General features: G+C 71.1%; 20 protein-coding genes and 1 pseudogene. 14 read left to right on the top strand and 7 right to left on the bottom strand.

Annotated features, from left to right (window positions below):
- Position 1: 1 nt before the first annotated feature.
- Entirely contained in the window at positions 2 to 1,537 is a 1,536-nt protein-coding gene (locus tag AB0F52_RS31205) for an ATP-binding protein (RefSeq protein WP_360178853.1), read from the bottom strand.
- Between the two features lie 189 nt (positions 1,538 to 1,726).
- Between AB0F52_RS31205 and AB0F52_RS31200 the strand changes: the two genes are divergently transcribed.
- Positions 1,727 to 2,305: a hypothetical protein gene (locus tag AB0F52_RS31200; protein ID WP_360178850.1), complete on the top strand. Its 579-nt coding sequence runs from the start codon at positions 1,727 to 1,729 to the stop codon at positions 2,303 to 2,305.
- Positions 2,306 to 2,401: 96 nt separating this feature from the next.
- On the opposite strand, the gene AB0F52_RS31195 is transcribed toward AB0F52_RS31200, so the two are convergent.
- Positions 2,402 to 4,513, bottom strand: coding sequence for a fatty acid desaturase (locus AB0F52_RS31195; RefSeq protein WP_360178847.1), 2,112 nt, complete (start codon positions 4,511 to 4,513; stop codon positions 2,402 to 2,404).
- 138 nt (positions 4,514 to 4,651) lie between these two features.
- Between AB0F52_RS31195 and AB0F52_RS31190 the strand changes: the two genes are divergently transcribed.
- The 7 genes from AB0F52_RS31190 to AB0F52_RS31160 all read left to right on the top strand — a co-directional run bounded on the left by AB0F52_RS31190 (position 4,652) and on the right by AB0F52_RS31160 (position 11,153).
- Positions 4,652 to 5,242 carry a TetR family transcriptional regulator gene (locus AB0F52_RS31190; RefSeq protein WP_360178844.1) on the top strand — a complete coding sequence of 197 codons (591 nt, stop codon included), beginning with the start codon at positions 4,652 to 4,654 and terminating at the stop codon, positions 5,240 to 5,242.
- 130 nt (positions 5,243 to 5,372) lie between these two features.
- Positions 5,373 to 6,764 (top strand): trigger factor, encoded by a 1,392-nt coding sequence (tig, locus tag AB0F52_RS31185; protein WP_360178841.1) that lies wholly within the window; start codon positions 5,373 to 5,375, stop codon positions 6,762 to 6,764.
- 138 nt (positions 6,765 to 6,902) lie between these two features.
- On the top strand, positions 6,903 to 7,508 hold the full coding sequence (locus AB0F52_RS31180) for an ATP-dependent Clp protease proteolytic subunit (RefSeq protein WP_360178838.1): 606 nt from the start codon (positions 6,903 to 6,905) through the stop codon (positions 7,506 to 7,508).
- Positions 7,509 to 7,533: 25 nt separating this feature from the next.
- On the top strand, positions 7,534 to 8,187 hold the full coding sequence (locus tag AB0F52_RS31175) for an ATP-dependent Clp protease proteolytic subunit (protein ID WP_308674633.1): 654 nt from the start codon (positions 7,534 to 7,536) through the stop codon (positions 8,185 to 8,187).
- Positions 8,188 to 8,421: 234 nt separating this feature from the next.
- The gene (gene clpX / locus AB0F52_RS31170; RefSeq protein WP_360178835.1) at positions 8,422 to 9,717 is read left to right on the top strand and encodes an ATP-dependent Clp protease ATP-binding subunit ClpX; all 1,296 of its coding nucleotides are present in this window, start codon (positions 8,422 to 8,424) and stop codon (positions 9,715 to 9,717) included.
- A gap of 50 nt (positions 9,718 to 9,767) precedes the next feature.
- Positions 9,768 to 10,178, top strand: a complete 411-nt coding sequence (locus tag AB0F52_RS31165) for a hypothetical protein (protein WP_360178832.1) — start codon at positions 9,768 to 9,770, stop codon at positions 10,176 to 10,178.
- Between the two features lie 54 nt (positions 10,179 to 10,232).
- On the top strand, positions 10,233 to 11,153 hold the full coding sequence (locus AB0F52_RS31160; protein ID WP_360178829.1) for an anti-sigma factor RsbA family regulatory protein: 921 nt from the start codon (positions 10,233 to 10,235) through the stop codon (positions 11,151 to 11,153).
- An 89-nt stretch (positions 11,154 to 11,242) separates the two neighbouring features.
- Here AB0F52_RS31160 and AB0F52_RS31155 read toward each other — a convergent pair whose 3' ends face one another.
- Positions 11,243 to 12,196, bottom strand: a complete 954-nt coding sequence (locus tag AB0F52_RS31155; protein WP_360178826.1) for an alpha/beta hydrolase-fold protein — start codon at positions 12,194 to 12,196, stop codon at positions 11,243 to 11,245.
- A gap of 78 nt (positions 12,197 to 12,274) precedes the next feature.
- A complete protein-coding gene (locus AB0F52_RS31150; RefSeq protein WP_360178823.1) occupies positions 12,275 to 12,982 on the bottom strand; it encodes a TetR/AcrR family transcriptional regulator in 708 nt (235 codons plus the stop codon).
- Between the two features lie 69 nt (positions 12,983 to 13,051).
- Between AB0F52_RS31150 and AB0F52_RS31145 the strand changes: the two genes are divergently transcribed.
- Entirely contained in the window at positions 13,052 to 14,491 is a 1,440-nt protein-coding gene (locus AB0F52_RS31145) for a carotenoid oxygenase family protein (protein ID WP_360178820.1), read from the top strand.
- Here AB0F52_RS31145 and fdhD read toward each other — a convergent pair.
- Positions 14,488 to 15,312 (bottom strand): formate dehydrogenase accessory sulfurtransferase FdhD, encoded by an 825-nt coding sequence (fdhD, locus tag AB0F52_RS31140; protein ID WP_360178817.1) that lies wholly within the window; start codon positions 15,310 to 15,312, stop codon positions 14,488 to 14,490. The two genes, AB0F52_RS31145 and fdhD, sit on opposite strands and share 4 nt — an antisense overlap.
- Before the next feature lie 102 nt (positions 15,313 to 15,414).
- Here fdhD and AB0F52_RS31135 point away from each other — a divergent pair, with 102 nt between their 5' ends.
- The 5 genes and pseudogenes from AB0F52_RS31135 to AB0F52_RS31115 all read left to right on the top strand — a co-directional run bounded on the left by AB0F52_RS31135 (position 15,415) and on the right by AB0F52_RS31115 (position 19,500).
- Complete coding sequence (locus AB0F52_RS31135) at positions 15,415 to 16,764, top strand: OFA family MFS transporter (protein WP_360178814.1); 1,350 nt, start codon at positions 15,415 to 15,417, stop codon at positions 16,762 to 16,764.
- Positions 16,764 to 16,889 (top strand): hypothetical protein, encoded by a 126-nt coding sequence (locus tag AB0F52_RS31130; RefSeq protein ID WP_360178811.1) that lies wholly within the window; start codon positions 16,764 to 16,766, stop codon positions 16,887 to 16,889. The genes AB0F52_RS31135 and AB0F52_RS31130 overlap by 1 nt, the downstream gene beginning before the upstream one ends.
- Positions 16,886 to 17,035, top strand: a pseudogene (locus AB0F52_RS31125) (SDR family NAD(P)-dependent oxidoreductase); the annotation flags it as partial. The gene AB0F52_RS31130 and the pseudogene AB0F52_RS31125, both read left to right, overlap by 4 nt.
- Positions 17,036 to 17,193: 158 nt before the next feature.
- Positions 17,194 to 18,627 (top strand): LCP family protein, encoded by a 1,434-nt coding sequence (locus AB0F52_RS31120; protein ID WP_360178957.1) that lies wholly within the window; start codon positions 17,194 to 17,196, stop codon positions 18,625 to 18,627.
- A 348-nt stretch (positions 18,628 to 18,975) separates the two neighbouring features.
- Positions 18,976 to 19,500, top strand: coding sequence for a hypothetical protein (locus AB0F52_RS31115; protein WP_360178808.1), 525 nt, complete (start codon positions 18,976 to 18,978; stop codon positions 19,498 to 19,500).
- Here the strand turns inward: AB0F52_RS31115 and AB0F52_RS31110 are convergent.
- Together AB0F52_RS31110 and AB0F52_RS31105 are read right to left on the bottom strand one after the other, a co-directional pair.
- Positions 19,491 to 21,815: an FdhF/YdeP family oxidoreductase gene (locus AB0F52_RS31110; RefSeq protein WP_360178805.1), complete on the bottom strand. Its 2,325-nt coding sequence runs from the start codon at positions 21,813 to 21,815 to the stop codon at positions 19,491 to 19,493. The two genes, AB0F52_RS31115 and AB0F52_RS31110, sit on opposite strands and share 10 nt — an antisense overlap.
- A gap of 42 nt (positions 21,816 to 21,857) precedes the next feature.
- Positions 21,858 to 23,159 (bottom strand): MFS transporter, encoded by a 1,302-nt coding sequence (locus AB0F52_RS31105; RefSeq protein WP_360178802.1) that lies wholly within the window; start codon positions 23,157 to 23,159, stop codon positions 21,858 to 21,860.
- Positions 23,160 to 23,195: the final 36 nt, after the last annotated feature.

The raw sequence follows: 23,195 nt of genomic DNA, 5'->3' as shown, positions 1-23,195 counted from the left end.
CTCAGCTTGCGGTGTCCAGCTGGGGCCGGGTTGTGCCGAGCCTGTGCACGCGCTGTGCGGGCACGGCCACGGGAAGCCGCACCGCGAACTCCGTCCGCCCGGGCCGGCTGTGCGCCTCGATGGAGCCGTGGTGGGCGACGACGACGGCGGAGGCGATCGCCATCCCGAGCCCGGTGCTGCCGGCGTGACGGGAGCGCGACGAGTCACCGCGGGCGAACCGCTCGAAGACGTCCGGCAGCAGGTCCGGCGCGATGCCGGGGCCGTCGTCGGTCACCGTGACCACGGCGTGGCCGTCCGCCGAGCGGGCCAGCGCCGTCACGACCGTGGTGCCCGGCGGGGTGTGCGTGCGGGCGTTGGCCAGCAGGTTCGCCAGCACCTGGTGCAGGCGCTGGACGTCGCCGAACACGAGCACCGGGTCCGGCGGCAGCTCGAGCAGCCACCGGTGCCCGGGCCCGGCGACCCGGGCGTCCCCGACCGCGTCGGCGACCAGCCTGGTGAGGTCGACGTCGCGCGCGTCCAGGGGACGGCCCGCGTCGAGCCGGGCGAGCAGCAGCAGGTCCTCGACCAGCGCCGTCATCCGGACGGATTCGGACTGGATCCGGTCCATCGAGTGCGCGACGTCCGGCGGCACCAGCGCGCTGCCGCGGGCGGCCAGCTCGGCGTACCCGCGGATCGCGGCCAGCGGCGTGCGCAGTTCGTGGCTGGCGTCCGCGACGAACTGCCGGGCCCGGATTTCGCTGTCGTGCCGCGCTTCGAGGGCCTGGGCGACGTGGCCGAGCATCAGGTTCAGCGCCGAGCCGACCTGGCCGACCTCGGTCCGCGGGTCGGTGTCGCCCTCCGGGACGCGGATGGACAGCGCCACCTGGCCGCGGTCGAGCGGAAGCTCGCTGACGCGGCCGGCGGTGGCCGCGACGCGGTCGAGCGGGCGCAGCGTGCGGCGGACCGCGAACGCACCGAGGACGGCCGCGCCGAGCACGCCCGCGGCGGCCACGCCGAACAGGATCAGCCCGACGGTGAGCAGGGTGTCGTTGATCGGTTTCATGGGCAGGCCGGTCACCACGACGTCGGACGTCCCGGGAACCCGCAGCGCCATCAGGCGGTACTCGCCGAGGTCGTCGAAGGACAGGGTGTGCGGTTCGCCGTCGGTGCGCACCGAGAGCATGAGGGCCTGCTGGTCCGTGCTCAGCTCGAGCCGGCCGCCGTGCTCGGAGATGCTGTCGTCGTGGACGAGCCGCCGACCCGAGAAGGTGGCGCTCACCGTGCCGACGTTCTGCCCGAGCGGGTGCTGGCCCAGGCTCTCCGGCGGCGGACCGCCATCCGGCGGCCGGACGTTGCTCGCGAAGACCAGCGAGCGGTTCGCCGCGGCCGAGAGCTGCTGGTCGATCTGGCGGGTGAGGAACACGTCGAGCGCGAACTCGCTGACCACCCCGATGATCAGGCACACCACGGTGAGCAGCACGACCACCGAGCCGGTCAGCTTCGCGCGCAGCGAAAGGCGCCCCCGGCGGGGGCGGGACGGGATGGTTCGCGCGGCCATGGAGCCAGCGTCCGTCCGTGCCGTGTGTGCGGGTTGTGTGCTGCCTGTGAGGCGGCTGTGGGGTGACCGGCCCGTCGCTGGATGTCCGGTTCCTCCGGTCACAGGAACGGCTGACGACAGGCACAGTGCGCACACAGCGAGGGACTCCACCGTGGATCGCACCGAAGGACCACGTGAAGGAGCACCACCATGACCACACCGCAGGCACCGTCCACTCCGGACCAGACGTGGGGCGCGACGCCGGCACCGGGCCAGGTTCCCCGGCCGGGCTGGTCGCCGGGCAAGAAGGTCGCGGCGGGCGCCGTCGCGGCGGTGATCGTGGCCGGCGGGGGAGCGGCGGTCTGGGCCGCTTCGTCGTCGGCGGCCACCGACACCCAGGCCGGGCCGGGCGGCATGACGGGCGGCCCCGGCGGCATGCGGGGCGGCGGCCTGGGCGCGGCGCTGCACGGGGAGTACGTGTCGTCCGACGGCAACGACGGCTACGTCACGAAGATCATGCAGACGGGCGAGGTGACGGAGCTGAGCGCGACGTCGCTGACCGCGAAGAGCGACGACGGCTTTTCGAAGACGTACACGATCACGTCGGCCCAGGCGACCGGCCTGGCGACGGGCGACACGGTCACGGTGGTGGCCACGGAGTCCGGCAGCACGGCGACGGCGACCTCGGTGACGGACGGCGAGTCGGGCGGCCAGGGCCAGGGCCAGGGCCAGGCGCCGGGCGGCGGCCGGGGGACACCGCCCTCGGGCGCCCCGACCCGGACCGGCTGACCGCGCTCCCCGGCGAACGCCGCGAATGACTCATTCGAGACCTCCCACGTCCCGAATGAGTCATTCGCGACACCGGGCGGAGCGGAAAGCGGGCGGTCAGCGGCGGTCGTAGTCGACCGCGACCTCCGGGGTCGTCGCGCGGGAGCGGCACGTCAGGATCCGGCTCGCCGCGACGTCGTCTTCGGTCAGGGCGTACCGGACGTCCATGTCCACCTGGCCGTGCAGCAGCGTCGCCCGGCAGGTGCCGCACGCCCCGCCGGTGCAGGAGTACGGCACCTCGTACCCGGCCCGCAACGCCGCGTCCAGGACCGTCTCCCCGGCTTCGGCCGTGACGCACGTCGTCGTGCCGCCCAGCGTCAGCGCCACCTTCGCCGGCGTGCCCGCCGGGTCGCGCAGGGGCGCCGCGCCGCGGAAGAGTTCGAAGTGGACGTTCTCCTCCGGGACGTCCGCGTCGGCCAGGGTGCGGCGGGCCAGTTCCGTCAGGCCGCGCGGCCCGCACAGGAACCACTCGTCGACCTTCGCCGGGTGCAGCCGGTTCTGCAGCAGCGCGCGCAGCCGCGTCCCGTCGAGCCGCCCGCGCTGGTAGCGCTCGTGGGAGATGGCGAGCGCCTCGCCGACCGCGTCGAAGTGCCGGGGCCGGTGCACGTGCAGGTCCGGGTCGCGTTCGTCGGTGCGGTAGTGGACGACGTGCAGCCGGCCGCCGAACCCTTCGGCGAGCGCGCTCAGCTCCGCGGCGAACAACGTCGTCGCCCCCGAGGTGTTGACGTACAGCAGCGTCGCCCGGCTGTGCGGTTCCGCGGTGAGGGTGCTGACCAGGATGGACAGCACCGGCGTGATGCCGCTGCCCGCGGCCAGCGCGACGTAGTGCGCGGTCCGCGCCGGATCCGGGGTGAGCGTGAACGCGCCGGAGGGCGGCAGCACGTCGAGGAAGTCGCCCGCGGCCAGCGTCGTGGTCGCGAAGCCGGAGAACGCCCCGCCGGCCCGCCGTTTCACCGCGATCCGCAGCTCGCCCGAGTCCGCCGGCGCGCAGATCGAGTACGTCCGCCGCACGGCCTGGCCGTCGACCACCGCGCGGACCGCCACGTGCTGGCCCGGCGCGAACCGGAACTCCGGCGCCAGCTGCGGCGGGACGTCGAAGGTGATCGCGACGGCGTCCGCGGTCAGCGGCCGGACCTCCCGGACCCGCAGCCGGTGGAACCGGCTGGGGCCGCGCGGGGGCGGCTCGGGGCACGGCTCGTGGTCGCCGAAGTCGTCGGCCAGCCGCCGCCACGCGCGGTACTCCGCCGGCGTCAGCTCCCGGCCCCACGCCGTGATGATCGGGACGTCGCGGGCCAGGTACGCGTCCCGGTTGTCCCGCCACGCCCGCAGGTAGCGGTAGAACGGCACGGCGGGGTGGAGGTGGTGGACCAGGTGGTAGTTCTGGAACAGCATCATCGGCGTCACCAGCCACTCCAGCCCCACCCGCACCCGTGTGGTGCCGAACTTGTCGCGCGGCTTCGCCTCGGGGAGGCCGTGGTGGGGCAGCCAGTCGAACCACCACGCCAGCAGGGCCAGCCCGATCCGCTGCGGCAGCAGGTACCCCAGCAGCAGTTCCCGGCCGTGACCGCAGGCGATCAGGATCGCGGCCGCGACGAACGCCAGCGACAGCAGCACGATCGTCTCCGCCCGCTCGGGCGCCGGGCGGGTGCGCACGCGCGCGGTGTAGAAGCGCGCGTACCAGAAGTCGATGGTGAGCCAGCGGAACGGCAGCGACCACCAGGCTCCCTGCGACGTCCACGCATCGGGATCCGTGTGCGAGTCAGCGTTCGTGTTGCGGTGGTGTTCACTGTGGATGAACCGGAGCAGGGGAAACGACGCGTACGCGGCGACGAACGGCATCGCCAGCCGGCCGAGCACCTCGTTGACCCATGTCAGCTTTCCTGCGGCGTGGTGGGCGGATTCGTGCACCACGGTGAACATCGTGAAGGTGACGATCGCGTGCAGCGGCACGGTGTACACCGGCGGCGCGATCCCGGCCAGCAGCAACCAGGTCGCGGTGGCCCACAGCGCGGCACCGCCGGCGAACAACAGGAGCGTCGGCACCGACAGGCGGGGCAGCGGGATGCGGGGCGAGGGCACCGAGCGCGGGGCCGGCGCGACGTTCAGCGGCCCCGACGGGGAGGATCCGGACGTCCGGGAGCCGCGCGGCGGGGTATCGACGACGGGCATCGAGCGGTCTCCTCGGTCGAGAAGCTCCTGGCGAGGCGGGAGTCACCGTAGACAACCCGCCGAGGTTTGTAAACGTTGCGCCACGCTTCGAAAAAAGGTCCCGGCCAGCCGAACGCAAGCGGTGGGTAAGCTGAGCGTGTGAAGGCTGTCACCCATCCCGCCCCGGTGCGCACCCGGGACAGGCTGCTGGACGCGGCGGCCGCCCTCATCGCCGGCGAGGGCTGGGCCGCGGTGACGATGGGCAAGCTGGCCGCGGACGTCGGCGTCAGCAGGCAGACCGTCTACAACGAACTCGGCTCGAAGGCCGAACTGGCCGAAGCGTTGCTGCTGCGCGAAACCGAGCGCTTCGCCGAGCGGGTGGGCGAGGTCGTCGCCGCCCACCCGGGTCGTCCCGTCGACGGTGTCACCGCCGCGTTCCGCCAGACTCTCGAAGCCGCCCGGGTCAACCCGCTGCTGCTGATCGCGCTCGGCTGCCCGAAGGGCGGCCGGGACGACTTCCTCCCGCTGCTGACCACCCGGCCCGAGGGCGTGCTCGAGCGCTCGGTCGACACCGTGGCGGTCCTGTTCGCCCGGTGCTACCCGGAGGCCGGGCTGACCCTGTCGGAGTGGACGGTCGCGGTCGAGGCCATCGTCCGGCTGCTGCTCTCCCACCTCGTGCAGCCGAGCGGGTCGGTGGCGCACGCGACCGGCCAGATGCGCTGGGTGATCGGCCGGATGCTGGGCGCCTGACGCCGCAGGTGGCCCCCGGCCCGGTGGCGGAGGCCACTGGCCTAGACTCGGACGTCCCGGCCTGACAGGTGAGGCGGGGCCATTTCCGCAGGATTGTCCACCACAATCGTTACCGCTCGAGGAGAAGACCTTGAAGAGCACCGTCGAGCAGCTGAGCCCGACGCGAGTCAAGATCAATGTCGAGGTGCCGTTCGACGAGTTGAAGCCGAACTTCGACCGCGCCTACCGCAAGATCGCCCAGCAGGTGCGCATCCCGGGCTTCCGGCCCGGCAAGGCGCCCGCTCGCGTCCTGGAAAGCCGGATCGGGCGCGGCCCGGTGCTCGACGAGGTCGTCAACGAGGCCATCCCGGCCAAGTACATCGAGGCCGTCCGCGCCAACGAGGTCCGCACGCTCGGCAACCCCGAGTTCGACGTGACCAAGCTCGAGGACCGCGACGTGCTCGAGTTCACCGCCGAGGTCGACGTGCGCCCGGAGATCGAGCTGCCCGACATGGACGGCTTCGCGATCACCGTCGACGACGTCGAGCTGACCGACGCGGAGGTCGACGAGCAGCTCGACGAGCTGCGCGCCCGCTTCGGCACGCTGACCGGCGTCGAGCGCCCGGCCGAGACCGGCGACTTCGTCTCGATCGACCTGGCCGCCACCGTCGACGGCGAGGCCGTCGAGGAGGCGAGCACCAGCGGGCTGTCCTACGAGATCGGCTCCGGCCAGCTCGTCGACGGCATCGACGAGGCCATCGTGGGCGCGAGCGCCGGCGAGACCAAGTCCTTCACCACCCAGCTCGTCGCCGGGGAGCACGCCGGCAAGGACGCCGAGGTGACCGTGACCGTCCAGTCGGTCAAGACCCGCGAGCTGCCCGAGGCCGACGACGAGTTCGCCCAGATGGCCAGCGAGTTCGACACGATCGACGAGCTCAAGAACGACCTGCGCGAGCGGCTCGGCCGCGTCAAGAAGATGCAGCAGGGCGTCCAGGCCCGCGACAAGGTGCTCGACGAGCTCCTGGAGCGCACCGAGGTGCCGATCCCGGAGAAGGTGCTCGACGCCGAGATCGAGAACCGCAAGCACGACGCGATCCACCCGTTCGACCACGACGAGGCCCAGTTCGCGCAGGCCCTCGAGGCCGAGGGCCGCACGCTCGAGGAGTTCGACGCGGAGACCCGCACCGAGTCGGAGAAGGCCGTCCGCACGCAGCTGCTGCTGGACACCATCGCCGACAAGGAAGAGGTGTCGGTCAACGACGGCGAGCTCACCGAGCGGATCATCTACCAGGCCCAGCGCTTCGGGATCAGCCCGGACGAGTACGTCCAGCGCGCCCAGCAGTCGGGCCAGCTGACCGCGATCTACGCCGACGTCCGCCGCGGCAAGGCCCTCGCCTCGGTCGTCCGGAAGGCGACCGTGACCGACGGCTCCGGCGCCGAGGTCGACCTCTCGGAGCTCTTCGGCAGCGACGAGCCGCCCGCCGACGTGGCCACCGAGGAGACGCAGGTCACCGACGAAACGGCCAAGACTCCGGCGGAGTGAAGCTGTGAGCGAACTTGGGCGGTGTCAGGCATTCTGCACCGCCCAAGTTCGTTAGGGTCGGATACAAGATCTCAAGCATCTGAAACGACAGCGGCGGCCGTCAGCACCGGGTCGCCGCCGGCGAAAAGGCAGGCAGACGTGACGCAGCACACGCCCGAGGCGCGGACCGGTACCGCAGGGCTCACCCTCACCGACTCGGTGTTCGAGCGGTTGCTCCAGGAGCGCATCGTCGTCCTCGGTTCCGAGGTCAACGACGAGATCGCCAACCGGATCACCGCGCAGCTGTTGCTGCTCGACGCGGACGACGCCGAGTCCGACATCCGCTTCTACATCAACTCGCCGGGTGGCTCGGTCACCGCCGGGTTCGCCATCTACGACACCATGCAGCTGATCCGCCCGGACGTGGCGACCTACGCGATGGGCATGGCGGCCTCGATGGGGCAGTTCCTGCTCTCCTCGGGCACGCCGGGCAAGCGCTACTCGCTGCCGCACGCGCGGATCCTGATGCACCAGCCGTCGGCCGGTGTCGGCGGTACCGCGTCGGACATCGCGATCCAGGCCGACCTGTTCAACAAGTGGAAGCGCGAGCTGGCGCAGATCACCGCGGACCAGACCGGGCAGACGGTCGAGCAGATCATCGCGGACGGCGACCGCGACCGCTGGTTCACCGCGCAGGAGGCGAAGGACTACGGGTTCGTGGACCACGTCCTCACCGCCGACATCGCCCGTCCGGGCTCTCGCTGAGCCCGAAGCACCAAGGAGACTTTCGATGAGCAACTTCAGGCTCCCGGGTGACTTCCGGGCTCCGAACATCCCCCAGTCGCGGTACATCCTGCCGTCCTACGTCGAGCGCACCAGCTACGGCGTCAAGGAGTCGAACCCGTACAACAAGCTGTACGAAGAGCGGGTCATCTTCCTCGGCGTGCAGGTGGACGACGCGTCGGCCAACGACGTGATGGCCCAGCTGCTGCACCTCGAGCACGAGGACCCGGACCGCGACATCCTGGTCTACATCAACTCGCCGGGTGGCTCGTTCACCTCGCTGATGGCGATCTACGACACCATGCAGTTCGTCCGCCCGGACATCCAGACGTACTGCCTCGGCCAGGCCGCTTCGGCCGCCGCGGTGCTGCTGGCGGCCGGCACGCCGGGCAAGCGCTACGCGCTGCCGAACTCGCGCGTGCTGATCCACCAGCCGGCCACCGAGGGCACCTACGGCCAGGTCTCCGACCTGGAGATCCAGGCCAACGAGATCCAGCGGGTGCGGCGCCAGATGGAGGTCATCCTGGCCAAGCACACGAACAAGGACCCGGACCAGATCCGGACCGACATCGAGCGCGACAAGATCCTGACGGCCGAGGAGGCCAAGACGTACGGCATCATCGACGAGGTGCTGCCGTACCGCAAGGCGTCGGCTCTGTAGCTCGATCCGCCAGGCCGGTGTGTGTCGAGAAGACGACATACACCGGCATCCTGGTTTAGGGTCGTCCTCTGACGTGCTCCCTGAGTTCGTGGGTGTTCCCGCTCGCGGCATCGGACGGGTACCGTCAGTGGCAATGCGTGAGGCTCCGTTCGGTCACCCCTGACCGCGGGTCGCACCGTCGCAACACACGTCAGGCGCGGAAACCCGCGCCGGAGGGGACGAGGGTCAACGGCCATGGCACGGATCGGTGACGGCGGAGACCTGCTGAAGTGTTCTTTCTGCGGGAAGAGCCAGAAGCAGGTGAAGAAGCTCATTGCCGGCCCCGGGGTCTACATCTGCGATGAGTGCATCGACCTCTGCAATGAGATCATCGAGGAGGAGCTGGCCGAGGCCGGCGACGTCAAGCTCGACGAGCTGCCCAAGCCCGCCGACATCCACGAGTTCCTCGAGCAGTACATCATCGGGCAGGAAGACGCCAAACGGACCCTCGCGGTAGCGGTCTACAACCACTACAAGCGGATCCAGGCGGACGACAAGGCCGGGCCGAAGGACTCGAAGGACGAGTCGGTCGAGCTCGCCAAGTCGAACATCCTGATGCTCGGTCCCACCGGGTGCGGCAAGACCTACCTCGCGCAGACACTGGCGAAGATGCTGAACGTGCCGTTCGCGATCGCGGACGCCACGGCGCTGACCGAAGCGGGCTACGTCGGCGAGGACGTCGAAAACATCCTGCTCAAGCTCATCCAGGCGGCGGACTACGACGTCAAGCGGGCCGAGACCGGGATCATCTACATCGACGAGGTCGACAAGATCGCCCGCAAGAGCGAGAACCCGTCGATCACCCGGGACGTCTCCGGCGAGGGTGTCCAGCAGGCGCTGCTGAAGATCCTCGAGGGCACCACCGCTTCGGTCCCGCCGCAGGGCGGCCGCAAGCACCCGCACCAGGAGTTCATCCAGATCGACACGACGAACGTGCTGTTCATCGTGGCCGGCGCGTTCGCCGGGCTGGAGAAGATCATCAACGAGCGGGTCGGCAAGCGCGGCCTCGGCTTCGGCGCGGAGATCCGCACCAAGTCCGAGATCGAGGAGAGCGACGTCTTCTCGGACACCATGCCCGAGGACCTGATCAAGTTCGGGCTGATCCCGGAGTTCATCGGCCGTCTTCCGGTCGTGGCGACGGTGAACCACCTGGACAAGGACTCGCTGGTCAACATCCTCACCCAGCCCCGCAACGCCCTGGTGAAGCAGTACAAGAAGCTCTTCGAGATGGACAACGTCGAGCTCGAGTTCACCAAGACCGCGCTCGAGGCCATCGCCGACCAGGCGGTCCTGCGCGGGACCGGTGCTCGGGGGCTGCGGGCGATCATGGAAGAAGTGCTCCAGCCGGTGATGTACGACATCCCGAGCCGCGACGACGTGGCGAAGGTCGTCATCACCGAGCAGACCGTCCGGGAGAACGTGAACCCGACGATCGTCGCCCGGCAGCCGACGCGGCGCGCGCGCAGCGAGCGCGGCGAGAAGTCGGCCTGACGCCGGGCGTCTCCGGGCCGCCCGGCCCGGAGACCCGACAGGAAAGCTGAATGACTGCTGACTCCTTCCCGGGTTCCGGGGCCGCTCCCGCCGGCGGCGTGCAAGCGCCGGCGCCGCCGGCCCCGGAACCCGCCAGGACCACCCCGGCTGGGCCGGTCCTGGGGTTTCGTGAGCTGAGCGAGCGCGTGATCGCGTCCGTCGCCGACCGGTGCCCGTGGCTGCACCGGGTGCTGATGGGCATGCTGGCCGTGTTCACCGGGACGTGCGTCGTCGCCGTCGTGTCTCGGCTCTCGCCGTTGCCGCTGATCCCGGTGCCGTTGTTCGTCGTCGCGGCGTACGGGCTGCGGCAGGCCCGCGGCGTGACCGAGCGGCGTCAGCTGTTCAACTGGGTCCTGCTGTTCGCGCTGGCGACCATCGTCGGCTTCTGGCTGATCGCCGTCGTCGGCCGTTGGGTGGAGTGAATTCCCGACGTCCGGAGGGTTTGAAGCGCTCGCCGGTTGGGTAAAAAAACTACTGTGGTAGATGCCCTCGGACCGTTCCGGCATCCGGCACTCTTCTATCGCGGCGACACCGAGTACCTGGACGGTGTCATCCCGTTCCTCCTCGAAGGTCTCGACCGGGGTGAGCCCGCGGCCGTCGCCGTTCCCGGCCGCAACCTGCTGCTGATCGAGAAGGCCCTGGAAGACCGGGCCGGCGACGTCCGCCTGATCGACATGCAGCGGGCGGGCCGCAACCCCGGTGCCATCCTGCCGTCGGTGCTGCACGCGTTCGCCGGCGAGCACGCCGGCCCGGTGCGCATCGTGGGCGAGCCGATCTGGGCCGCGCGCACGGACGCGGAGTACCCGGCGTGCGTGGTGCACGAAGCCCTCATCAACAACGCCTTCGCCGGGCGTGACCTGGCGGTGCTCTGCCCGTACGACGTCGGGGAGCTGCCGCCGGCGGTCCTGGCCGATGCCGAGCGGACCCACCCGGAGCTGTGGGGCCTGGCCGGGCCGTTCACCAGCCCGCGCTTCGACCCCGACGGCGTCCGGGCGGACTTCACGCGGCCGCTCGAGCCACCGCCGGGCGCGGTCGAGCGCGGGTTCGACATCGGGCAGCTGGCGTCGCTGCGCGGCTTCGCGGAGATCTGGGCGGCCCGGCACGGCCTGCGCCGCCCCCGCCGCGACGACTTCACACTGGCGATCGCCGAGCTGACGACGAACAGCGTGCTCTACGGCGGCGGCACCGGCGTGCTTCGGCTGTGGGCGGAGGCGTCGCAGGTGGTCGGCGAGGTCTGCGACGACGGCACGATCGCCGAGCCACTGGCCGGCCGCATCCCGCCCTCGGTGACCACCCTGGGCGGCCGCGGCCTGCTGCTGGTCAACCGCCTGGCCGACCTGGTCCGCACGTACTGGGTCCCGGGCCGCACGACCACCCGCATCCACTTCACCCGCTGACCCGACCCGCCGGTCGAACGCAGTGAATGACTCATTCCTGTCATCGGATGCCAGGAATGAGTCATTCACTGCATGCGAGGCGGGCTGGGTCAGTCGGCGCGGGGGACGTGCTTGCCGAGGAAACTGATCAGGCTCGGCACCACCGTGCGGTTGAACGGGTCGCCGTGCTTGCCGTGGGCGGTGTGCGCGACCGCCGGGTGGGCCGCGTCGATGTAGCGGCGGACGCCGGTGATGAACGAGTCCTCCGTGCCGCACCAGATGCCGTTGGCAACGCTCTTGGTCTCGTCGATGTGCCGCAGCGGGTCGAGGGCCGTCCAGTCCTGGATGCCGGTGAAGATGTGCCGCTTGGCCATCTCCGGCCACGACGTGATCAGCGCCGGGGCCAGCGTCGCGACGGCGGCGGGCGGCTGGCGCCGCTCGATCCGGCGGCGCGTGTACACCAGCGCGCCGAACCCGCCCATCGACATGCCCGTGCAGGCGAACGGCTGGCCGGCCGGGCCGGCGAAGCCGCGGGCCCGCAGCCACTGCGGGACCTCCTCCAGCAGCATGGCCATCGGGTCGTCGCCGGGGTGGACCTGGTGCCAGTAGTTGTCGCCGCCGTCGACGGCCACGAAGCCGAACGCCGGGACCGCCTTGCGGGCGACGTCGCTGGCGAGCTGCTTGAGCGTGCCGGTGGGTACCGCGCTGCGGGCGTTGCCGTGCAGGCCGTGCAGCGCGAGCGACATCGGCAGCCCCTTCGGCGGGGTCTTCGACGGGAGGATGAACACCAGGTCGACCATCCGGCCGCGCGCGGCGGAGTAGACGCGTTCGACGCGCGTGCTGCCCAGCTGGGTCGTCGGGTTCGACGACGTCACGCCGACTGTCCGCTGCAGGGCCTGGCTGAACGGCAGCTTGCCGGTCGCGGTGCCGACGGCCAGCCCGGTCACGGCCAGCCCGGACGCGCCCGCGATCAGCACCGACCGGCGGCCGATCCACCGCCGGGCCCCCTGGACCGCCTCGACGACCGCCCCGGCCGGTTCCGCGTCCCCGTTTTGCTCGTTCACCCTGTCTCCATCCCCCTGCCCCCTCATCAAGGACGCCGCGCACCCGCTCCGCGTTCCCCGGCGTCCCCGTTCACCGGGTTATTCGTTCTCACCCTGCCCGGCGTTTCCGGTCCTCGCCCGCCAAGCCGCCCGCGCGGCCTCGGCCGAGCGCCCGGCCTCGTCCACAGTGTCCCCGAGACCCACCGCCATGGTGATCCCGAGGGGGATCAAAATGTGGTCTATCCCCTGTTCACCGGGGCCGAAGTGCCCCGACGCCTCCAGTGTGACGAATCCGTGCAGCGCACTCCAGAGCTGGGCGGCCGCCTGGTACTCGTCCGCCGGCCGGAACCGGCCGGCCGCGATGGCCCGCTCGGTCGCCCGGACGATGTGGGCGAAGGCCTCCAGCCCCTCCTGGGCGGCTTCGCGGCCGGCCGCGGTCGTGAGGTCGGACAGCGTCGCCCGCTTGCCGCCGGGTGAGGTCTGGCCGAAGGTGACCGCGAACAGCTGCGGCTGCTCGGCGACCGCCTGCCGGTAGGTGCGGGCCAGGCTGAAGATGTCCGCCACCGGGTCGTCGGTCTCCCCGACCCCGGCCAGCCACCCCGACAGGCGCAGGTAGCCGGCCTGCGCGACCGCGTCGACCAGCGCGGCCATGCCGCCGAAGTGCGTGTAGACCGCCATCGTCGAGACGCCGACCTCCGCCGCCAGCTTGCGGGCCTGGAGGGCGTCGGGGCCGTTCTCGTCGAGCAACCGGATGGCGGCCTCGACGAGCCGAGTTTTGACGTCGGTCGCGCGCGGTTTGGGGCTCATGCTTGCCAGTATCTCATAACCCTGTTATACCTGGTTCTATAACCGAGTTATGGAAGGCGTGAGGGTCACATGGGCAACAAGTTCCTCGAAGGCAACTTCGCTCCGGTCAGCCAGGAGCACACGATCACCGGGCTCGACGTCACCGGGCGGATCCCGGAGTTCCTCGACGGCCGGTACCTGCGCAACGGCCCGAATCCGCTCTCCGAGGTGGATCCGGCCGCCTACCACTGGTTCATGGGCGACGGCATGGTCCACGGCGTGCGCCTGCGCGACGGGAAGGCCGAGTGGTACCGCAACCGGTGGGTCCGCAACCCCGCCGTCACGGCGGCGCTGAACGGCGAAGACACGAGCCGGTTCTGCGGGCTGGGCGCGCTCGGCGCGAACACCAACGTCATCGGCCACGCGGGCAAGACCCTCGCCCTGGTCGAGGCGGGCGCGCCGATCTACGAGCTGACCGACGAACTCGACACCGCCGGCCGCTGCGACTTCGACGGCACGCTCCCCGGTGGTTACACCGCCCACCCCAAGCGCGACCCGTGCACCGGCGAGCTGCACGCCGTCTCGTACTTCTTCGGCATGGGGAACAAGGTCCAGTACTCGGTGATCGACGCGGCCGGCCGCGCCCGCCGCACGGTCGACGTCGAGGTCACCGGGTCGCCGATGATGCACGACTTCTCGCTGACCGAGAAGCACGTCGTCTTCTACGACCTGCCGGTGACGTTCAACGCCGAGATGGCGGTCGCCGCCAGCGTGCCGGCCGCGCTGCGCACGCCGGCGAAGCTGGTGGTGTCGGCCATGGTCGGCAAGGTCCGCGTGCCGGACCCGGTGACCGCGATGATGGCCGGCAAGCTCGGCGCGAACGGCGGCCTGCCCTACCGCTGGAACCCGAAGTACCCGGCGCGGATCGGCGTGATGCCGCGCGAAGGGGGCAACGGGGACGTCCGGTGGTTCGACGTCGAGCCGTGCTACGTCTTCCACCCGCTCAACGCCTACGACGACGGTGACAGCATCGTCCTCGACGTCGTCCGCCACCCCAAGATGTTCGACCGCGGGCTGAACGGCCCCGACGAGGGCGGCCCGACGCTGGACCGCTGGACCGTGGACCTGGCCACGGGCAAGGTGCTGGAGGACCGTCTCGACGACCGCGGCCAGGAGTTCCCGCGCGTGGACGAGCGCCTGATCGGCCGCCGCCACCGCTACGGCTACGCGATGGCGGCCGACGGCGGCGCGGAGCCCGGTGGCTCGCTGTACAAGCACGACTTCCACACCGGCGCGCGGGACGAGCGCGCGTTCGGCGCCGGCCGCCAGCCGGGCGAGTTCGTGTTCGTGCCCCGCCACGACGACGCGGCGGAGGACGACGGCGTCTTGATGGGCTTCGTGTTCGACCCGGCGACGCAGCGCAGCGACCTGACGATCCTGGACGCCGGCACGCTGGACACGGTGGCCGCGATCCACCTGCCGGACCGCGTGCCCAACGGCTTCCACGGCAACTGGGTCGCCTCGGTCTAGGTCAGGATGCGGTGGTCGCCGGTGTAGAGGTTCATCGAGTCGCCGCGGAGGAAGCCGACCAGGGTGATGCCGTTCTCCTCGGCCAGCTCCACCGCCAGTGACGACGGTGCCGAGACCGCGGCCAGCAGCCCGATGCCCGCCATCGCGGCCTTCTGGACCAGCTCGAACGAGGCGCGCCCGGACACCAGCAGGCCGAGGCCGGGCGCCGGGATCCGGCCGTCGAGGACCGCCCAGCCCAGCACCTTGTCCACCGCGTTGTGCCGGCCGACGTCCTCGCGGACCACGGCGAGTTCGCCGTCCGGGGTGAACAGGGCCGCCGCGTGCAGGCCGCCGGTGCTGGCGAACACCTTCTGGCGGGCGCGCAGCGCGTCCGGCAGGCCGGACAACGTCTCGCTCTTCACCGCGAACCCCGCCTCGGCGGGGGAGAAGCGGGTGCGGAGCTTGACCGCGTCGAGCGCGGCCTTGCCGCAGACGCCGCACGACGAGGTGGTGTAGAAGTTGCGCTCGACGCCGGTGTCGGGCGGCGGGACGCCGTCGGCCAGCGCGATGTCCAGCACGTTGTAGGTGTTGCGGCCCTGGTCGTCGACGCCGTCGCAGTAGCGGGCGACCGCGATGTCCTCGCGGCCGCCGATCACCCCTTCGGACAGCAGGAAGCCGTGGGCCAGCTCGACGTCGTGGCCGGGGGTGCGCATGGTGACCGCCAGCGCCCGGCCGCCGACCCGCAGCTCCAGGGGCTCTTCGGCCGCCAGCGCGTCGAGGCGGCGCCGGTCCCCGGTCGCGGAAATCCGCCGCACCGGCCTGCGCACGGTCACCCTGCCCATCAGCACACCCTTCGCTGCCCGAAAGTTCGACACTCGTATGGTGCAACACCGGGTATTTAGTAATACATTCCCACCATCATCCCCAGAATACGGAGGGAACCGATGGCTCTCGGCTTCCTGGACCGATCCCGGATCGTGGCACCCCCCAGCTGGACGCGCTGGCTGGTGCCGCCGGCGGCCCTGTCGGTACACCTGTCGATCGGGCAGGCCTACGCGTGGAGCGTGTTCAAGACCCCGCTCGAGAAGACACTGCACCTCAACGGCACGCAGAGCTCGCTGCCGTTCCAGCTCGGCATCGTCATGCTGGGGCTCTCCGCCGCGTTCGGCGGCACGCTCGTCGAGAAGAACGGCCCGCGCTGGGCGATGTTCGTGTCGATGTGCTGCTTCGCCAGCGGATTCCTCATCTCCGCGCTCGGCGTGGCGACCGGGCAGTTCTGGCTGGTCGTCCTCGGCTACGGCGGCGTCGGCGGCATCGGGCTCGGCATCGGCTACATCTCCCCGGTCTCGACGCTGATCAAGTGGTTCCCCGACCGGCCGGGCATGGCCACCGGCATCGCGATCATGGGCTTCGGCGGCGGTGCGCTGATCGCCTCGCCGTGGTCGTCGTCGATGCTGGGCACCACGCCGACGACGAGCACCATCGCGACGGCGTTCCTGATCCACGGCCTCGTCTACGCGGCGTTCATGTCGATGGGCTGGCTGCTCGTGCGGGTGCCGGCCGACGACTGGAAGCCGGCGGGCTGGGAGCCGAAGACCGACCACGGCAAGGCGATGATCAGCACGGCCAACGTCTCGGCCGCCAACGCGATCAAGACGCCGCAGTTCTGGTGCCTGTGGGTCGTCCTGTGCTTCAACGTCACCGCGGGCATCGGCATCCTGGAGAAGGCGTCGCCGATGATCCAGGACTTCTTCAAGGGCACGTCGACGCCGGTGGGCGTGGCCGCGGCGGCCGGGTTCGTCGCGCTGCTGTCACTGTGCAACATGCTCGGCCGGTTCGTCTGGTCGTCCACTTCGGACCTGGTCGGCCGCAAGAACATCTACCGCACCTACCTCGGCGTCGGTGCGGTGCTGTACCTGGTGATCGCGCTGACGCAGAACTCGTCGAAGCTCGTGTTCATCCTGTGCGCCATGGTGATCCTGTCGTTCTACGGCGGCGGGTTCGCGACCGTCCCGGCGTACCTGAAGGACCTCTTCGGCACCTACCAGGTGGGCGCGATCCACGGCCGCCTGCTCACCGCGTGGTCGGTGGCGGGTGTGCTCGGCCCGCTGATCGTCAACCGCATCGCCGACGGCGAAAAGGCGGCGGGCAAGTCCGGCCCGGACCTGTACACGACGTCGTTCTACATCATGATCGGCCTGCTCGTGGTCGGTTTCGTGGCCAACGAGCTGGTGCGCCCGGTCAAGGAGAAGTACCACGAGCCGGTCCGCGAGGCCGTGAGGAGTGACGCGTGATGACCGAACCGTCGACGAAGCCCAACCGGGTGCCGCTGATCGTGCTGGCCTGGGCGTGGGTGGTGATCCCCTTCGGCTACGGCGTGTACCAGCTGTTCCTGAAGCTGGTGCAGCTGTTCGGCTGAGCAGGGGAGTGCTGGTCACCGGCGCGTCCCGCGGCATCGGGCGCGCCGTGGCCACGGCCTTCGCGGCCGGCGGCGACCGCCTCTCCGTCCACTATGGACACAGGGCCGAGGACGCGGAGGTCACCCTGGTGGCGTTGCCCGGCGAGACCGCGCACCCGGTCGCCGCGGCCGGCGTCTACCTGGCCTCGGCCGACGCGGCCTGGGCGCCCGGCGCGATCCTCGACCTCAACGGAGCCTCGCAGCTGCGGATGTGACCCGGGTCTCACTCGTGCAGCGGTTCCCGGCGTCCAGGCGTCCAGAGGGCGTGCATCCACTGGGGAAGATCGTCGTCGCCGGGCTGGCCCTCGTCGTACTGGGCGGTACCGCGTACGGCTACACGAACCTCCGCGCCCTCGACGAGGTGACGCGCGACAGCGTGATCGACGCGGACGGCGAGACGAAGCCGGGGGAACAGCCCGCCGACGGCTCGCTCGACATCCTCCTGGTCGGCCGGGACGCGCGCGAGGACAACCAGGGCAAGCCGCTGGCGCCGGAGGTGCTGCGCGAGCTGCGGGCCGGCGCCAACGGCGACGACCTCACCGACACCCTGATCGTGCTGCGGATCCCGAACGGCACCAAAGAGGTGAAAGCGTTTTCCATCCCCCGGGACAGCTACGTCTCGATGGCGGGCGGCAAGGGCAAGATCAACGCCGCGTTCGGGCGGGCGAAGGCGACCGAAGCGGGGCGGCTGCGCCGGGCGGGCGAGACCGACAAGGCGAAGATCAACCAAGGTGCGCTCACCGCCGGGCGGCGGGCGACGCGCCAGGCGGTCGAGGACCTCACCGGGGTGAAGATCGACCACTTCGCCGAGGTCAACCTGCTCAGCTTCTACGAGATCAGCAAGGCCATCGGCGGTGTCGAGGTCTGCCTGAAGGAAGCCACCAAGGACAAGAACTCGGGCGCGGACTTCCAGGCCGGGCCGCAGCGCGTCGCGGGTGCGGACGCGCTCGCCTTCGTCCGGCAGCGGGACGGCCTCCCGGGCACCGACCTCGCCCGCGTCCGGCGCCAGCAGGTGTTCCTCGCCGGGCTGGCCAGGCAGGTGCTCTCGGCGGGCACGCTGGCCGATCCGGGGAAGCTGTCGGACCTGATCGACGCGGTGAAGCGCTCGGTGGTGCTGGACGACTCGTGGAACCTCCTCGACTTCGTCGGGCAGATGCGCGGGGTCAGCGGCGGCGGGATCCAGTTCGCGACGATCCCGGTCGGCAACGTCGACTACCGCTACGACCCGGCGAACCCCAAGGCGACGGCGGTGCAGGTCGACCCGGCGGCGGTGAAGGCGTTCGCGGCGAACCTGATCGGCGGCGCGGCCCCGGCGCCGTCCGGCACGCCGGCCGCGCCTTCCACGCCGGCCGCCTCGGTCACCGTCGACGTCTCCAACGCCGGCCCGAAGGCGGGGCTCGCGACCCGCGTGGCGGGGGTCCTGCACGACAAGGGGTTCACCTCGCGCGCGGCCGGCAACTCGGAGACCCGGCGGACGTCGCTGGTCCGCTTCGGTCCCGCCCTGGCCGAGCGCGGCGCGGAGGTGGCGAAGCTGCTGGGCGGGCTGACGACGCAGCAGTCCGCGTCGGTGCCGGCCGGCCACATCGAGGTGGTGCTCGGGTCGGTCTACTCCGGTCCCGGCGTGTCCGCCGGCGGCGGCGCTCCCGCGGGCGCCGCGGACGAGCCGATCACGTCGAACGGCGTCGTTTGCGTCTTCTGACCGGCGGGGTGAATTGATCGACGGCGGAGTTCCGGATTTTCCGTCGAATCCCTGAAATGCGCGGGGAATTCCCGCGAGGATCGTCCCGACTGGACCACGGTGGACCACCCGGGTCAGTGGTCTTGACGCTGCCGCGCTGGTGAGGCAGGGTGCGGTGACCGTCGGCGCGGGCAGGACCGCGTGGGCGGTCGAAAGTTCACCCGATCGGTGGGCGATCTTGGAAAATCGATTTCAGGGAATACGGAAAGTCCGGGATTTATGCGCAGCAGTGTCGCCCGGGGCGGGTGGATCTTGCCCGTCCTCGCTTCAGCCGTTCTTTGTGCCGGGTGCCAGTCGGCGTCCGCTTCGGTGCACTACCCGGGCGCGATAGACGCCTGCCGGCTGCCCGGGCCGAACGCGGAGCAGCAGCTCGCGCCCGGAACCGTCGAGATCCCGGTCGACTCGGTGAAGCTCGCCGAGTCCAAGGTCATCCCCGACGACCACGCCAGCGAGGGCAACGAGGTCACCACCTGCCGCCGGCTGTTCGCGCGCGACCTCGGCGGCGGCAAGCCCAACCTGCAGGACTACCGGCTCGTGACGATCGCGGTGGTGCGGTTCACGCAGTCCGACCCGGACGAGGCCGCCAGCAAGGCCAGCCAGCTGATGACGGACGCGCTCGGCGACCACTCGGGCGTCCGGCTCGCCACCGGCGTCGGCGACGAGTCCGGCTTCTCCGAGCAGTGGGCCGCCGTGCGGACCGGGAACGTCGTGCTGGGCCTGGCCATCGCCGACGGCGGGACCGAGGCCGCGCTGATCCCGCCCGCGACGCTGGACAACGTGCAGGCCGTGGTCACGGACATGACCGGCACGCTGCAGCGGAACTATCAGGGCTGAGGTTCGGCCCGGACCGGTTCGAGCCGCACGACGATCGCCTTCGACACCGGCGTGTTCGACTTGTCCGCCACCGATTCCAGCGGCACCAGCGCGTTCGCCTCCGGGAAGTACGCCGCCGCGCAGCCGCGGGCGGTCGGGTAGGCGACGACCCGGAACGCCGCCGCGCGACGGTCCGGGTCGTCGCGCCACTCGGAGACCAGGTCGACCATCGCCCCGTCGGCCAAGCCGAGCGCCGCGAGGTCGTCCGGGTTCACCAGCACCACGCGGCGGGCGTTCTCGATCCCGCGGTAGCGGTCCGAGAGGCCGTAGATCGTGGTGTTGTACTGGTCGTGGCTGCGCATCGTCTGCAGCAGCAGCCGGCCCTCGGGGACCCGCGGGTACTCGAGTTCCGACACGGTGAAGTTGCCCTTGCCGTTCGCGGTCCCGGTGAACTCGCGGGAGTCGCGCGGAGCGTGCGGCAGCACGAAGCCGTCCGGCTCGCGGACGCGGTCGTTGTAGTCGTGGCAGCCCGGCACGACCCGGGAGATCCGGTCGCGGATCAGGTCGTAGTCGGTCTCGAAGCTGCGCCACGGAACGGCGTGACCGGGCCCGAAGAGCTTCTCCGCCAGCCGGCAGACGATGGCGATCTCCGACAGCAGGTGTTCGCTCGCCGGCTTCAGGCGTCCGCGCGAGGTGTGCACCTGCGACATCGAGTCCTCGACCGTGACGAACTGCTCGCCGCCGGCCTGGACGTCGCGCTCGGTGCGGCCGAGCGTCGGCAGGATCAGCGCCGTGCGGCCGTGGACGACGTGCGAGCGGTTGAGCTTCGTCGACACGTGCACGGTCAGCGAGCAGGAGCGCAACGCCTTCTCGGTCAGCTCCGAGTCCGGCGTCGCCGACGCGAAGTTGCCGCCGACGGCGAAGAACACCTTGCCGCGGCCGTCGCGCATCGCCCGGATGGCGTCGACGGTGTCGAAGCCGTGCTCGCGGGGGACCTCGATGCCGAATTCGCCCGCCAGGGCGTCCAGGAAGGACTGCGGCATCTTCTCCCAGATGCCCATCGTCCGGTCGCCCTGGACGTTCGAGTGCCCGCGCACCGGGCACAGGCCCGCGCCCGGCTTGCCGATCATCCCGCGCATCAGGGCGAGGTTCGCGATCTCGGAGATCGTCGGCACGGCGTGCTTGTGCTGGGTGAGGCCCATCGCCCAGCAGTAGATGGTGCGCTCGGAGGAGGCGATCATCCGGGCGACGCGCTCGATCTGCGCGCGGGGGAGGCCGGTCGCGCGCTCGACTTCCGGCCAGTCGATCTCCTGGAGGTGCTTCGCGTAGGCGTCGAAGCCCTCGGTGACGCGGTCGACGAACTCGCGGTCGACGATCGCGCCGGGCGCCTCGGCGTCCCAGGCCAGCAGCAGGTGCCCGACGGCCTGGAACAGCGCCAGGTCGCCGCCGAGGCGGACCTGGGCGAACTCGTCGGCCAGCGGGGTGCCCTTGCCGACGACGCCGCGGACGTTCTGCGGGTTCTTGAACCGCATCAGCCCGGCCTCGGGCAGCGGGTTGACGGCGATGATCTGCGCGCCGCGGCTCTTGGCCTCCTCGAGCGCCGAGAGCATCCGCGGGTGGTTGGTGCCCGGGTTCTGCCCGACGACGACGATGAGGTCGGCCTGGTGGATGTCGGCGAGGCTGACCGAGCCCTTGCCGATGCCGGTGGTCGCCGCCAGGGCCGCGCCGGAGGACTCGTGGCACATGTTGGAGCAGTCCGGCAGGTTGTTGGTGCCGAAGGAACGCACCAGCAGCTGGTAGAGGAACGCGGCCTCGTTGCTGGTGCGGCCGGAGGTGTAGAAGATCGCTTCGTCCGGCTCGGTCAGCGCCTTGAGCTCGCCCGCGACCAGCTCGAACGCGTCGTCCCAGGAGATCGGTTCGTAGTGCGTCGCGCCTTCGCGCAGCACGAACGGCTCGGTGATCCGGCCCTGCTGGCCCAGCCAGTAGTCGGTCTTGGTCTCGAGGTCCGCGATCGGGTGGGCGGCGAAGAAGTCCCGGCTCACCCGCCGTTTCGTGGCCTCCTCGGCGACGGCTTTGGCGCCGTTTTCGCAGAACTCGGCCAGCTTGCGCTTCTCGCCGTCGACCTCGCGGGGCTCCGGCCACGCGCAGCCCGGGCAGTCGAAGCCTTCGCGCTGGTTCAGCAGCCGCAGTGCCTTGATCGTCCGGCCGGTGCCCATCTGCTCGACGCTGCGCGCGAGCGACACGGCGACACCCGGTATCCCGGCCGCCCAGCCCTTCGGCTTGCCCACCTCGAGGCGGGTTTCGTCCACGTCCTGCGCCGGCGCTTCACGGGTCATGTGTCCATCGTGCGCCTCGATGATCGCCGGGCGCCACGAGGGTCAGGCCTGTTCGGCGCGCAGCCCGCGGTCGACGACGGTGACCACCAGCAGCAGCCCGCTGATGACGACCAGCGCGACGGCCAGCCGGTGCAGGCCGGCGGAGTCGGCGTGCGGGCCGTAGCAGAGCGCGATGAGCGTCGAGGCCACGATCGCGCCGAGGTACTGGGCCGTGCGGAACAGGCCGCTCGCGGTGCCCATCTGCTCGGCGGGTGCCTCGCGGTAGAGCGTCGTCTGGTTCGCGACGCTGGTCAGGCCCTGGGCGAGGCCGAACAACGCGGCCAGGGCGAGCAGCGCGCCGACCCACGTGCCGTCGTGGACGAGCAGCAGCAGCGCCGAGCCGCCGGCCAGCGCCACCGCCACGGTGACCAGCCGCGCCTTGATCCCGGACCCGCGTCCGGAGAAGGCCGCGGCGCAGACGGCGGTGCCCGACATCGGCAGCAGCATCAGCCCGGCGGCTTCCTCGGACAGCCGCCGGGCGGTCTCCAGCCACTGGACGTACCCGAACATGATCGCGTAGATGGCCATGAAGCTCAGCGCCTGCCGCAGGTAGGTCCGCAGGATCGCGCCGTTGGCCGCGAGCATCCGCAGGTCGAGGAAGGGCGCGTCGCGTCGGAGCTCGACCAGCGTGAACGCGGTCCCGAAGGCGGCGACGACGGCGAGCAGCCAGACCTCGGCGCCGGGGTCCATCAGGAAGAACAGGAGCGCGAGCAGGGTCGCGGAGAACAATGCGATGCCGAGCACGTCGATCCGGGTGGCGGTGCGCTCGCCGCGGTCGTCCTTCGGCACCCACAGCAGGGCCAGGACCAGCGACAGCCCGGCGAGCGGGATGTTCACCGCGAAGATCGCCGGCCAGCCGAAGAGGCCGATCAGCAGCCCGCCCAGCGTCGGGCCGATCACCATCACCGTCTGGGCGGACATCGAAAGCAGCGACAGCACCCGCGCGGGCACGCCCTGGCCGTGCGCTTCGGCGTGGTGGCGCAGGACGGCCATCGCGGCCGGGAACCCGGCACACGTGCCGAGGCCGAGGACGACGCGCACAGCGGTCAGCCAGCCGACGGAGACGGGGATCATGCCCGCGATCCCGGCGACGATCACCAGGCTCGCGCCCCCGAGCAGGACGCGGCGGGCGCCGTGGCGGTCGACCAGCAGGCCGACCACCGGCTGCCCGACCGCGGTGGCCAGGTAGAGGGCCGAGATCAGCCAGGCGGTCTGCCCCGGGCCGGCACCGAAGCTCTGCCCGATCGGCACGAGCGCCACGGCGATGAGCGTGGAGTTGATCGGGTTGAGCACCGCGCCGGCCACCAGCGGGGTGACCAGGCGGGCGCCGAACTTGGCGGG

Source organism: Amycolatopsis sp. NPDC024027 (assembly GCF_040638975.1).
In the GTDB taxonomy this organism is placed as follows: domain Bacteria; phylum Actinomycetota; class Actinomycetes; order Mycobacteriales; family Pseudonocardiaceae; genus Amycolatopsis.
The sequence above is the reverse complement of the archived record's forward strand: the minus strand, read 5'-3'. Positions and strand labels throughout refer to the sequence as shown.